Genomic DNA, 12024 nt, shown 5'->3' with positions numbered 1-12024 from the left:
CCGCGATCAAACAGTCTCTCCCCGGCGGACCGCCATGGGAGAGACACCATAAGCCCGCCGAAAGGCTCTCGAGAACGCTTCTCCCGAGGCATAGGCGTAGCGGCGCGCCACGACATCCACACGCGCACCGTTTTTCAGGTCCCTCTGTGCCAGAAGCAAGCGCCAGCGTCGCAGATACCCGATGGGTGTCTCTCCTACAGTTGCGGCAAAAAGCTCTGAAAAGCGAGAAAGCGACAATCCGGCTTCTTCCGCAAGGCTGGCATTATTCCAGTTCTGTCCCGGCCGGTCATGAATGGCAACAACGGCACGACTGATGCGCGGGTCAGCCAGCCCCGCCAGCAGACCGGGTTCGGTTGCGCCGCGTTGCAACAGATCCCTGAGCATGCGCACAATCAACACTTCGGCCAGACGGTTCACCACAGATTGCGCACCGCAACGTCCGTCTTCGGTTTCCCCCCGTATCATCTGCACCACCCCAAGCGCATCGGGATTGGGCATCAGATCATAAACCACCACATCCGGCAGAGCGTGCAGGAATGGGTTCACCTCTCCGGCCCACTGCACAAACCCGGACCAAAGAACCGCATCCTTGAATTGGTAAGCGCCTGCATCTTTGGTGACATAAACAACCTGCTGCGGCATGCCATCATCAGCCCCGGTGACATATAGATTTTCCCCCTGTTCCCCAGCTCGCCGAACGGAGAGGTGGAACTGCGTCATCAACGTTGTCAGCCGGTCCAATTTTCGGTCTTTCAATCAGGTTTTTCGGATTTTTCTACCAATAGCATGTGCAACATGTACGGACAACATATATGGCAAAGGAGCCCCTCCATGTTGATCCCTCGCGCCAAAGTCCCTGCCCTCTCGGTCCCGACCGTGAGCCACGGGACATTTGATCTGACAACTGAAACCGCTGAACGCGGCACGGTAATCTGCTTCTTTCGCGGGCTGCACTGCCCGATCTGCGCCAATTATTTGAAAGAGTTTGAAAAGCAGGTCGACGCCTTTGCGGAACGGGGTGTTGCGTCGATCGCAATCAGCTCGGATGGAGAAGAGCGCACCCGCCAGATGGTGGAAGCGGTCGGAGCCGAGAAGCTGCGGTTCGGCTATGACCTCTCGCTGAGCGTTGCCCGCGAATGGGGACTTTATATTTCCACCAGCCGCGGCAAAACCTCGATCGGTATTGAAGAGCCCGCGCTGTTTTCCGAACCCGGCCTCTTCATGGTGACGCCGGAACAGACGCTTTATTACGGTGCGGTTCAGACCATGCCTTTTGTGCGCCCGCATTTCAAAGAACTTGTTGGCGCCCTGGATTTCGCCATCCCCAACAATTATCCGGCGCGCGGGGAATATACCGGCGAAGTTTAAACATGCCCCCTCGGGCCGCCCCCCTCCCTCGGCCCGAGGGAACCTGTGCTGTCAGCGCCACCCCTTCCGTCTCACTGTGACACAAATCGGTTGCGAATATGGACAGAACAGCTGCAATCGGGCAAAGGTGCTGAACCGTTTCAACTGCCTAAAGACCCTGCACAGATCGTGTTTGTCCGACTTGAAAAATTCGACCATGTGGAAGGCCAGCACCGCTATTGCTCGGTCAGCCTTGGGCAGACGTTGCTGGGAGACTGGTGCGTCGAACTGACAAGCGGGCCATTGGGGGATGCCGGTGGCAGTATCCGGCGCAGTTATTTCAAATCATACAGCGACGCACTGGAACAGGCACAGATCTGCCGCGCCCGCCAGATCAAGCGCGGCTTTGTGCCAATCCCCGTACAACTGGGATTATTGTAGTTACTTCACCCTTGCCCAGGTCTGCTTGGAACACAGCAAACCACCAGCGACACAGCCTTTGAGCGCGAGCTGATTGCCGTCCAGGGTCATTTTTCCCAGATAGATTTTGTCGTTGGACGGGCGCCAGACTTTCCCCTGATACGAACCATCCCCTTGGGGCATCATATCCATGACCAGGGTCCGCCCCTGATTTGGCGAAACAAACAGGCTGCCGTCTTCATATGTTGCAACAATGTTGCCGCAGATCGCAGGCCCACAGGACACCATTTCGATATGCGCATAGATACCGTCATCGGGCTCTGTCTTCCATGTTCCCAAGACCGGATCAGCCTGCGCTACCGTGGCCAGGGTTGCGCCAAATAAACCTATCAAAAAACGTTGCAATCTTACCTCCATCACATTGCGCAGACACTGTCCGACAACGATTGGGCAGGCAAGCCTAACTTCAGGTCACGTTGCATTCCAGCCCCGCCTTGTGCAAAAGACCGCTAACTGAATTTTGCACAGGGCGCGCTGCCATGATCCTTTACCCCGCGATTGACCTCAAAGACGGCCAGGCCGTGCGTCTGCTGCATGGCGACATGGACAAGACCACCGTATTTAACGACAACCCTGCCGCGCAGGCGCTGGAGTTTGTAAAGGCCGGTTGTGAATGGCTGCATCTGGTAGATCTGAACGGTGCCTTCGCCGGTGAACCGGTCAATGCGGCCCCAGTCGAAGAGATCCTGAAACAGACCAAAGTACCCGCACAGCTGGGTGGTGGCATTCGCGACATGAAGACCATCGAACGTTGGATCGACAAAGGTCTGGCCCGCGTGATTCTGGGCACGGTGGCGGTGGAAAACCCAGATCTGGTCCGCGAAGCTGCAAAGGAATTCCCGGGCAAGGTCGCTGTGGGGATTGATGCGCGAAACGGTCGGGTGGCCACCAAAGGCTGGGCCGAAGAGACAGATGTCATGGTCACCGATCTTGCCAAGTCGTTTGAGGACGCCGGTGTGGCCGCGATCATCTATACAGACATCATGCGCGACGGAGCAATGAAGGGGCCAAATGTGCAGGCCACTGCAGAGCTCGCCAATGCGGTTTCAATCCCGGTCATCGCATCCGGCGGTGTTTCCTCGCTCGACGACCTGCACGCGCTGAAGTCCTGCGGCGCGGCCCTGAACGGGGCCATCTCTGGCCGGGCGCTGTATGACGGGGCAATTGACCTGGCCGAAGCGCTGGCTGTTTTAAAAGCCTGAGACAGCATTGGAAAAGACCAAATGGGGGCGGTGCGGAATTGCGCCGCCCCTTTTGTGTTTGTGACCTTATTCGCCCGCAGCCTTGGCTGTCAGCTTACCAAGGGCCCCGGCCATCTTGGCCAGATACTCAGCCTCGGTTGATACGCCGTCCAGCTTACCCAGCATGGCTTTGGGGTCTTCGTAAGACAGCCATACGTCGCCGGCAGCATCGGCATAGACCAAGACTTTCAATGGCAGATAAAGACCGGCCAGCGAATCGTCCTGCATGGCAGGCGTTCCAAGTTTCGGATTGCCAAAGATCAACAGTTCAGACGGTGCCAGTTCAAGCCCGGCCTTTTCAGCACCACCGCCGTGATCCACCCGTGCGAACACCGTGGCACCCGCGCCATTCACTGCCGCCTCAAGCGCATCCATCGTTGTGGGCACATCATGCGCCGACTTGACCTGCGCGATGTCTCCCGCCTGCACCAACCCCGGCATGACGATTGCTCCTACAAGTGCTGCTTTCAATTTATTCATGAAAATCTCCCTCTCAACAGCGCAGCCAATACGCACTGCGCACTGGTGTTTTAGGATGCAACCTCATAGAAACATCCCGAAAAGGCACAGGATCACGAAAATATGCTCAAGACCCGCATCATCCCCTGTTTGGACGTGGCCGATGGCCGAGTGGTCAAAGGTGTGAACTTTGTCGGCCTGCGCGATGCGGGTGACCCGGTGGAAAGCGCCAAGGCCTATGACGCGGCCGGTGCGGATGAGATCTGTTTTCTGGACATCCATGCGACGCATGAAAACCGCGGCACCATGTTTGATGTGGTCCGGCGTACGGCGGAACAGTGTTTTGTGCCGCTGACGGTCGGCGGCGGTGTGCGGACAAAAGACGATGTGCGCGCGTTATTGCTGGCAGGGGCTGACAAGGTTTCGTTCAACTCAGCTGCCGTAGCAAACCCGGATGTGATAGCCGAAAGCGCCGATCAATTTGGCAGCCAGTGCATTGTCTGCGCGATTGATGCCAAGACGGTAGCGCCCGGCAAATGGGAGATCTTCACTCACGGCGGGCGCAAGGAAACCGGGATTGATGCTGTGGAGTTTGCCAAACTGGTGGCTGCAAAAGGCGCTGGTGAAATCCTGCTGACTTCGATGGATCGGGACGGCACCAAATCGGGCTTCAACCTGCCACTGACCAAAGCCATTTCTGACGCTGTGAATGTGCCCGTCATCGCTTCGGGCGGGGTTGGCAATCTTGACCATCTGGTGGAAGGCGTCACCAAGGGCGGCGCTTCTGCGGTGCTGGCAGCGTCCATCTTCCACTTTGGCGAATACACCATCCAAGAAGCCAAAGAGCACATGCAGGCTGCTGGCATCCCGATGCGTCTAGGCTGAAGGAAATAATGATGACCCTGCTCCACGATCTGGAAACCACCATCCTGTCGCGCAAATCCGCAGATCCCTCCAGCAGTTGGACAGCCAAACTGTTGGCAAAAGGCCCGGAAAAATGCGCCGAGAAATTTGGCGAGGAAGCCATTGAGGCCATTATCGAAGCGGTGAAGGATGACAAGGTCAAGCTCGCCTCGGAAGGGGCAGATGTCCTGTACCACTTCCTGGTCATGCTGGCCGCACGTGATGTGGCGCTTGATGACGTACTAAATGTTCTGGCACAGCGTCAGGGGCTTAGCGGCATAGAAGAGAAATCTGCACGCCCCACAACGTAATCTCTCCACAGCCCCGGCTCTGCCCGCAAGGTCAAGACGGCATCAGACGTGGGTATTCAATCTTTGGGCATCGGTTCTGGATAACGGTGACCCCTTGCGCCCGTGCCGTCTCTGCGGCCTCCTCATGGGTGATCCCAAGCTGCATCCAGATTGTCTGAAGGTTCGGAAAACAGGCCAGAGCCTCCTCAACAATCCCCGGAACTGCATCTGGCTGGCGGAAGATGTCGATCATATCCACATCACCGTCAATCTCCCTTAAACTGGCCCGCACGACCTCACCAAACAGGATCTTTCCGGCCTGACCTGGATTTACCGGAATTATGCGGTACCCTTTCTGCCGAAGAAACGCACCGACGTAATGGCTGGGCCGATCTGGTTTCATGGAGGCCCCAACCAAGGCGATGGTTTTGGCGTTTATGAGAGCCTGCAGCATGAGTTCATCAGATGAATGCAGCATTGGAAATCCTCAGTTCAACACTCAGCAGACCATAAACAAAAAAATGCGCCCAGTCGACACTGGGCGCTAAGTACGGAACGAGGGACAGTGAAAGATCTGCGGTGGTTCCATTCCGCAGTCCTAAGACTATATTTGGTGCGGTTTTTGAAGAATTAAAGGGGGACTCTCAGAATCGTGAGCAAAGGAATCGTAAAGAAAGCTCTGCAACACTGCCCCTCATGATCATCACTCACGCAGAATGTCCGGCCAGTTTTCTTGCGCCTCGCGAAGGCGCTCATCGGCCGAGAGAACCCAACGAGCGTAAACCTCGGGACTGTGCAGCATATAAAGCGCGCCGTCGCGAATCTCAAAACTATGCGGATCGCCAGAGACCAGCTTGCCCCGCGAAACCCCATAAGCGCAGTAGCCCCCGAAACGGGGCGCATAGGCGCGCGGGTTGGCCTCGAACATTGCCTGATGCTCTGCGGTCGAAAACAGCCAGGTTACACCTTTCCACATGACCGAATAGGTCATCGCGCCATGTATCGGCTCCTCCTCCATGAAGAAGGAAACCGGATCATAGCCGTTCATCGCGTAGCCGAGATCATGATAATAAATCGAATGCGCCAGAACACGCTGTTCCGCAAAGACCGTAACAGGCGCGAGTGAAAGCACCAATCCCATCAAAGAAGCCGTCAGTCGCAGCATCAGCTAATATTACCTTTATTCGACAAACACTTGAATGCGTTTGATCACATTCAAGGTTCCAGCATGCCGGATCCGTGCCTCGAATCAAGCCCGGTCGCGATTATGTGATAGGTAAGCACAGTTGAATTTACCAACGCGTTGAGATGAGCAAAGCTCATCCCTAGTTTTTCGGCGTTTTTGACTAAGACTCACCTTTTGCGTCAGGTTTCATGCACCACGCAGCGACGCATAAAGGGCAATCGCTGCGGCATTTGAAACATTCAACGAGCCGAATCCCCCGGCGGCATCAATCTTGACCAGCTTGTCCACGGTTTCTTTGGTCTTCTGGCGCAGCCCCGGCCCTTCGGCACCAAGAACAAGCGCGACGGGATCACCGGTGCGCCCCTCTAGTACCTGTTCAATCGTTTCTTCCGCTTCGCCATCGAGCCCCAATACAAGAAAGCCCATCGACTGAAGCTCGGTGATTGTGTCCGCCAGGTTGCGCATCCGCAGATAGGGTTGGCGCTCCAATGCACCGCTTGCGGTTTTTGCCAGCGCCCCGGTTTCGGGAGCGGAATGATGGCGTGTGCCGATCACAGCGCTTGCGCCCAGAACTTCCGCCGAGCGGAGAATGGCCCCGACATTGTGCGGATCCGTCACCCGGTCCAGCAACAGTACACGCGGCACTTCTGCCCCGATGCAATTCTCTGCCAGCCCGCCCCAGCTGAGAGGTTTTACCTCGAGTACTGCGCCCTGATGCACCGAATTCGGATCGATGGGAGCCCGGAACGTGCGCGGGTCGACAATCTCGGGCTCAATCCCGCTTTCGGCAATGGCATCCGACAGCTTGTCCCGCGCGTTCAGCGTCACCATCAACCGCAGCTTTTCCCGTTTGGGATTGAGCAACGCATCGCGTACCGCATGCAAACCAAACAGCCATACGGTTTCCGCTGCAGAGGCTTTTTTAGACTGTTCTTTTTCGACGACCCACTTGGGTTTCTTGGACATTTTCCACTCCGGACAAAAAATTTCGGGTCATCGCAAAAATCTTGTGGTTTTCGTGTTGACGCCAGCAGTTGGCGGTATTAATCACGCCTCCACATCAGGTGCAACACAGACCTGATCGTGGGCGACAGGCCGCAAGGTGTGGCAGGGGACTGTAACTCCCTCGCGGAGACGCACGCCTGGTTCGATTCCAGGGTCGCCCACCATTTTCTCTTTTTTGCACGAAATGTCAAAAAGATGAAAATGGTGGTCATGTTTTTAGCAACAAAAACATCCCCGATTTATCCACAGGAAAATATTAACAGACCAGCTGCGTGAAGCGATTGTTTTTAAAAAACATTATTACTCCGCATAGTGGTGTTTACGCTTGGTCAACGCAATTTTGCACCCAAGCAACCAAAGCCTCCAGATTCGAAGGCATGGGCTGTGCAATTCCACCGCTAAACTCGTTAAAAGCGTCGACATTCATACCATTCACCCCAGAAATGACCGGTATTCCCCGCTCAAGCGCTTCGGCAAAGACAACGCGCATTCCGCGCCCGTCCGCCTCGTGCTTGCCAAATTTATTGACCAGCAGCACTTGGGGCTCTGGCGCGGTGTTCAGACGTTCCTGAACCAGGGACACCGCCCGTTCGAGCGCTTCGGGGTTCAGGCGACAGCCGCGTGATTCTTTGCCCAATGATTGAGAAATACGGATGGTTTCTCCATCGGGCAAAACCTTCACATCCATATCGCACAGTTCCGTGTCGCAGATTTCCTGATTGGTCTGCACAATCCCGGCAGTTTCAATACCGAGCCCAGCGAGCCGCGCGGCAAGCGCGCTCAACAAACGATCCGTTGCCCCACGTTCCGGGTTCATCACATAGGCCAGATGCATGCTGCGGATCCTTGTCTCTTTGGTATATGCGTAGCGCTTTGTCAGGCTAGCAACACATTCAAAGAGTCGCCAGAGGGCGCGACAAAGCGCCCTCTGATTGATCTATAGTCCCAGTGCGCGACGCCGCTCACTGGCAAACCCCTGCACAATCCGATCTGCCACAAAGGCCAGAATTGCCATCGCAGCCCCGGCAGACAGTCCCAGTCCGACGTCCGCCTTGTTCAACGCGAGATAGATCGACTGCCCCAACCCCGTGGTGCCGATCAGCGCGGCAATCACCAGCATCGCAAAGGCATAAAGGATCGTCTGATTTAGCCCCAGAAGGATAGACGGCATCGCATAGGGCGCGCGCACGTGCCAAAGCATCTGCCATTTGGTGGCGCCCGATGCGGTTGCACCTTCGATCATCTCATCCGGAGTTTCCACCAACCCCTGCCGGGTATAGCGGATCATCGGCACAATTGCGTAAGCGATGATCGCCAGAAAGGCCGAAAACTCGCCAATCTGAAACACCATCAGGATTGGGATCAGAAAGACGAACAACGGGATCGTCTGCAGCATGTCACAGATAGGCTGCACCACCCGCCAGGCCGGAGTCCAGATCGCACAGATCAGGCCGGTCATACCTCCGATCACAGCGCAGGCCAGAACGGATACACCCGAAAGATAAAGCGACAAAAGCGCACGATCCCAAAGCCCCGCCACAAGAATGGACGCCAGAAGCACCACAACCAGCGCGGCCAACCGGCCTCCGCCTGCGCTCCACCCCAAGCCACCAGCTGCCACCAGCACAAAGGGCCACGGAAGTTGCGAAACGCCCGTTTCCAATGTGCCGACAAAAACCAGAAGCAGCAATGCCGCCATAACCCGCCCTGAGACCACCAAGGCAAGCGCCCCAATGCCGGCCGCTCCAAAGAGCCAAAGGCTCATGGCGGGGGTCCAGGCAAATCCCCAGGTAAAGGGCAGCACCGCCTGATCAAATCCGATCCGAAGCGGCAGAAGCACATAAAACAGCGCGTTGTTCTTGAAGGCTGTCAGGGCTTCGGCATTGCCCGTGGTAAAAGCGGTCAGCCCGCTATCCAGCGCCTGCGAGACCGGAGAAAGCAGCGTTTCATCCGGGGATACCACAACATCGCCATAAAAAACGGCCGACACCACGGCCCCCAACGAGATCAGGGCCCAGCCGAGCTTGGCATCATATTGCGGCAGACGGTCCTGGGCGAGCGTCGCGCTCATGCGGTCGATCAGAATGGCGAAGACAACAATCACCATGCCCGCCATCAGGCTTTGCCCAAACCATCCCTTGCGCATGGTCAGCAGGACTTCCCAGCCAATGTCGTTGAAACCGCCAATCACGGCTGCGATAATGACCATCGACAGGGCGGCCATCAGACATTGGTTTACACCAACCATGATCTGGGTTGCAGCCGCGGGCAGTTCCACTTGAAACAGCTGCTGTCGGCGGGTGCCGCCCGCCATAATTGCGGCCTCTTTGATCTCGGGCTCAATCCGCTGCAGTCCCAAAAGCACGTTCCGCGCCATCGGAGGTGCAGCGTAGATCGCAGATGCAACGAGCCCCACCACCGGACCAAAGCCAAACAACACCAACAGCGGGGTGAGATAGGCGAAGGTCGGCACCGTTTGCATCACATCCAAGACCGCCTCAACCGGGGCGCGCAGGCGTGGACATTCGTTGGCAAGGATTCCGATCGCCGCCCCCATCAAAAGGGCCAGGGGAACGGAAACAGCAACCAATGCCAGCGTGTTCATACCTTCCTGCCAATATCCGGAGGCCAGCACAAACCCCATGCCGGCCGTAGCCAGTGCCAGCATTTTCCAGCCGCCGGTACGCCACCCCAAGGCCAAGACGCAACCGACAATCAACGGCCATGGCGTCGCCGTCAGCACGGCTTTTACCCAATCCGTCGGATAGGACATAAGCGTGGAGAAACTGCGCGCAACCGGCTTGATCGCCGCCAGAACAGCCCCAACTCCAGAGCCAACCCAATCCGTCATCGGCAGTTGCCAGACTTTGGGATAGACCGAGATCCACGGCAGCACGCCCTCCAGGGCCAGACACAACGCCCCAACAACCACAGCCAGAGCTGCGGCCTTTACACCCGTCGTGACCTGGATAGTCATGTGCGCTCCACCTGCAACGCCGCCGCCAGATCAGATGGGTTCACCACACCAACCAGACCGCCTTCCGCATCCCGCACAGGTACGGGTTCATACAATTCCATGCAGCGGGCCAAAGCCGCATCAAGCGTCATATCAGCGCGCAGCCCCGGATCATCGGCCCCATGCACCATGCCGTTGCCACTTGCCATGACCGAGGCAACCTTGGCGTGCTGTCCCTTGGCAACGTCCTTGGAGAACTCGCGCACGTAATCATCAACCGGGTTCAACACGATCTCGGACGGGGTGCCGATCTGGACAATCTTACCATCGCGCATAATCGCGATACGGTCGGCCAGTTTCAGGGCCTCGTTTATGTCATGCGTGATAAACACAATGGTGGTTTTCAACTTTGCCTGAATTTGCAGGAACTCGTCCTGCAGCTGTCGCCGGATCAGCGGATCAAGCGCCGAAAACGGCTCATCCAGGAACCAGACAGAACAATCCCCAACCAGCGACCGTGCAATCCCGACACGTTGACGCTGCCCCCCGGACAGCTCACGGGGGAAGCGGTTTTCGCGCCCGTCCAGCCCAACAAGATTGATGACCTCGCGCGCCTTGGCCTCACGCTCTTTGCGGCGCACACCCTGCACGCGCAGCGGATAGGCCACATTGTCAACAACCGTCATATGGGGAAACAGGCCAAAGTGCTGGAACACCATACCCAGCTTGTTGCGGCGCATTTCGATCAGCCGCTTGGAGCTGGCTGCCACGATGTCTTCCCCTTCGATCAGGATCTGACCATGGGAAGCATCCAGAAGACGTGAGATGCAGCGAATGAGCGTCGATTTACCCGACCCCGAAAGCCCCATGATGACGAAGAGTTCGCCTTCTTTGACCTCGAAGTTCGCGTCCTGCACCGCCGGAACCAGACCTTTTGCGCGCAAGGCATCCGCAGCGGCGGCAGAGGTTTGGTGTTGGGAGAGCGCATCGCTCAGGGCCTGCTCTGCCCCTGGACCAAACACCTGCCAGACATTCTGGCAGGTGATTGCGTTTTTCTGTTCATCCGTCACGGTGTCAGGCTCACTTGACCGCAGAGTCAACAACTGGGCGCCACTTGGATTCATTTTCCGCCATCCAAGCTGCGACAACTTCTTCAACCTTGCCGCCGTCCACATCAACCGCACCCATCATTGGCTGCTGGTCTTCAACCGCCAGGGTGTAATTCGACAGGATCTCGTAAGCTGCAGGCCATGTTTCTGCCAGACCGGACCACCCCGCCTTGAAGATGCGTGAAGGAGAGAAGTCGCAATCGTTGACCGCGTTCGGGTTCGGCCCCCAGGATGGATCATTAAAACATGCGTCTTCGCCTGCAGGCAGGTCCACGAATTTCACATCATAAGCGGACATCGCCCAGTGCGGCTGCCAGAACGTGATCAGCAAAGGTGTTTTCCGCTCGGTTGCGGCTTTCAGTTCCACAATCAGGGCAGCCTCGGACCCAGCAGGTACCGCTTTGAAAGGCAGTTCCAGACCGGTCATCCGATCTGCACCCGGAGTGCCCCAATCCGCAGGATAGTCCACAAGCCGTCCCGCCGGCAAAGTTTCAGCCGTTGCAAACAGCGGCGCGCAGGCTTTGAGCGCTTCCCATGCCGGCAGGCCTGGGCAGAGTTCTGCAACGTGAGCTGGGTAGGCAATGCCTTCTTTGGCGGCCAACTCCAGATCACCCAGTTCAACCACGGTGCCTTCTTCGACTTTCACCGCGTATTCGTCAGAGACGTTCGAAGACCAGATCTCAAGTGTGGCATGGATGTCACCATCTGCGATGGCCTGAAACTGGTTCATCATGCCTGCGGCGACAAATTCAACCTCATATCCTGCGGCTTTCAGCATCTCACCTGCAATATGAGTGGTGACATGCTGCCCGGTCCATTCGTTGACGGCCAGTTTGATCGGCTTATCCACGGCACCCAGATCAGCGGCCGAGGCCATGCCTGCAACCGTCAATGCCCCCAAAGTCGCTGCGAAAGTGGTACGCATCATCATAAAATCTCCCTGCGTTATTTGGCATTTCATGCAGCCGACCCTGTCGACCTTTGCCTTATGGCAATCAGCCTGCGCCGGATCCGCGCACATTCCCCAACGAAATTACGACACTTCAGC

Annotated in this window: 15 protein-coding genes and 1 tRNA gene; 6 read left to right on the top strand and 10 right to left on the bottom strand. The window is 56.9% G+C overall.

Annotated elements, in window-relative coordinates:
• Nucleotides 1-6: 6 nt before the first annotated feature.
• On the bottom strand, nt 7-741 hold the full coding sequence (locus tag ACXAEW_RS12085) for a helix-turn-helix domain-containing protein (protein WP_474941547.1): 735 nt from the start codon (nt 739-741) through the stop codon (nt 7-9).
• A gap of 90 nt (nt 742-831) precedes the next feature.
• Here ACXAEW_RS12085 and ACXAEW_RS12080 point away from each other — a divergent pair, with 90 nt between their 5' ends.
• Together ACXAEW_RS12080 and ACXAEW_RS12075 are read left to right on the top strand one after the other, a co-directional pair.
• Nucleotides 832-1368: a peroxiredoxin-like family protein gene (locus ACXAEW_RS12080; protein WP_474941546.1), complete on the top strand. Its 537-nt coding sequence runs from the start codon at nt 832-834 to the stop codon at nt 1366-1368.
• Nucleotides 1369-1458: 90 nt separating this feature from the next.
• Nucleotides 1459-1788, top strand: coding sequence for a WGR domain-containing protein (locus ACXAEW_RS12075; protein WP_474941545.1), 330 nt, complete (start codon nt 1459-1461; stop codon nt 1786-1788).
• On the opposite strand, the gene ACXAEW_RS12070 is transcribed toward ACXAEW_RS12075, so the two are convergent.
• Nucleotides 1789-2184: a DUF2147 domain-containing protein gene (locus tag ACXAEW_RS12070; protein WP_474941544.1), complete on the bottom strand. Its 396-nt coding sequence runs from the start codon at nt 2182-2184 to the stop codon at nt 1789-1791.
• Nucleotides 2185-2306: 122 nt separating this feature from the next.
• On the opposite strand from ACXAEW_RS12070, the gene hisA reads away from it, so the two are divergent.
• A complete protein-coding gene (gene hisA, locus ACXAEW_RS12065) occupies nt 2307-3029 on the top strand; it encodes a 1-(5-phosphoribosyl)-5-[(5-phosphoribosylamino)methylideneamino]imidazole-4-carboxamide isomerase (protein WP_474941543.1) in 723 nt (240 codons plus the stop codon).
• A gap of 66 nt (nt 3030-3095) precedes the next feature.
• Here the strand turns inward: hisA and ACXAEW_RS12060 are convergent, their stop codons facing one another.
• Nucleotides 3096-3548 carry a DUF302 domain-containing protein gene (locus ACXAEW_RS12060; RefSeq protein ID WP_474941542.1) on the bottom strand — a complete coding sequence of 151 codons (453 nt, stop codon included), beginning with the start codon at nt 3546-3548 and terminating at the stop codon, nt 3096-3098.
• Nucleotides 3549-3650: 102 nt separating this feature from the next.
• On the opposite strand from ACXAEW_RS12060, the gene hisF reads away from it, so the two are divergent.
• Together hisF and ACXAEW_RS12050 are read left to right on the top strand one after the other, a co-directional pair.
• The gene (gene hisF, locus ACXAEW_RS12055) at nt 3651-4412 is read left to right on the top strand and encodes an imidazole glycerol phosphate synthase subunit HisF (protein ID WP_474941541.1); all 762 of its coding nucleotides are present in this window, start codon (nt 3651-3653) and stop codon (nt 4410-4412) included.
• Between the two features lie 11 nt (nt 4413-4423).
• Nucleotides 4424-4741 (top strand): phosphoribosyl-ATP diphosphatase, encoded by a 318-nt coding sequence (locus tag ACXAEW_RS12050; RefSeq protein WP_474941540.1) that lies wholly within the window; start codon nt 4424-4426, stop codon nt 4739-4741.
• 31 nt (nt 4742-4772) lie between these two features.
• Here the strand turns inward: ACXAEW_RS12050 and ACXAEW_RS12045 are convergent, their stop codons facing one another.
• The 3 genes from ACXAEW_RS12045 to rlmB all read right to left on the bottom strand — a co-directional run bounded on the left by ACXAEW_RS12045 (nt 4773) and on the right by rlmB (nt 6872).
• Nucleotides 4773-5198, bottom strand: a complete 426-nt coding sequence (locus ACXAEW_RS12045) for a CoA-binding protein (RefSeq protein WP_474941539.1) — start codon at nt 5196-5198, stop codon at nt 4773-4775.
• 225 nt (nt 5199-5423) lie between these two features.
• Nucleotides 5424-5885 (bottom strand): YHS domain-containing (seleno)protein, encoded by a 462-nt coding sequence (locus tag ACXAEW_RS12040; protein ID WP_474941538.1) that lies wholly within the window; start codon nt 5883-5885, stop codon nt 5424-5426.
• Nucleotides 5886-6092: 207 nt separating this feature from the next.
• Nucleotides 6093-6872: a 23S rRNA (guanosine(2251)-2'-O)-methyltransferase RlmB gene (gene rlmB, locus ACXAEW_RS12035; RefSeq protein ID WP_474941537.1), complete on the bottom strand. Its 780-nt coding sequence runs from the start codon at nt 6870-6872 to the stop codon at nt 6093-6095.
• 119 nt (nt 6873-6991) lie between these two features.
• Here rlmB and ACXAEW_RS12030 point away from each other — a divergent pair.
• Nucleotides 6992-7075: transfer RNA gene (locus ACXAEW_RS12030), tRNA-Tyr, on the top strand.
• Nucleotides 7076-7230: 155 nt separating this feature from the next.
• Here ACXAEW_RS12030 and ACXAEW_RS12025 read toward each other — a convergent pair.
• The 4 genes from ACXAEW_RS12025 to ACXAEW_RS12010 all read right to left on the bottom strand — a co-directional run bounded on the left by ACXAEW_RS12025 (nt 7231) and on the right by ACXAEW_RS12010 (nt 11904).
• Complete coding sequence (locus ACXAEW_RS12025) at nt 7231-7746, bottom strand: DUF2478 domain-containing protein (RefSeq protein WP_474941536.1); 516 nt, start codon at nt 7744-7746, stop codon at nt 7231-7233.
• 102 nt (nt 7747-7848) lie between these two features.
• The gene (locus tag ACXAEW_RS12020; RefSeq protein WP_474941535.1) at nt 7849-9888 is read right to left on the bottom strand and encodes an ABC transporter permease; all 2040 of its coding nucleotides are present in this window, start codon (nt 9886-9888) and stop codon (nt 7849-7851) included.
• A complete protein-coding gene (locus tag ACXAEW_RS12015; RefSeq protein ID WP_474941534.1) occupies nt 9885-10937 on the bottom strand; it encodes a quaternary amine ABC transporter ATP-binding protein in 1053 nt (350 codons plus the stop codon). Before ACXAEW_RS12015 ends, ACXAEW_RS12020 begins: the two co-directional genes overlap by 4 nt.
• 10 nt (nt 10938-10947) lie before the next feature.
• Nucleotides 10948-11904, bottom strand: coding sequence for an ABC transporter substrate-binding protein (locus ACXAEW_RS12010; RefSeq protein ID WP_474941533.1), 957 nt, complete (start codon nt 11902-11904; stop codon nt 10948-10950).
• Between the last annotated feature and the right edge of the window lie 120 nt (nt 11905-12024).

The sequence above is a fragment of the Epibacterium sp. ABZ3_068 genome, from assembly GCF_056159265.1.
Note: the sequence above shows the minus strand (reverse complement) of the source record. Positions and strands in the feature narration are given on the sequence as shown.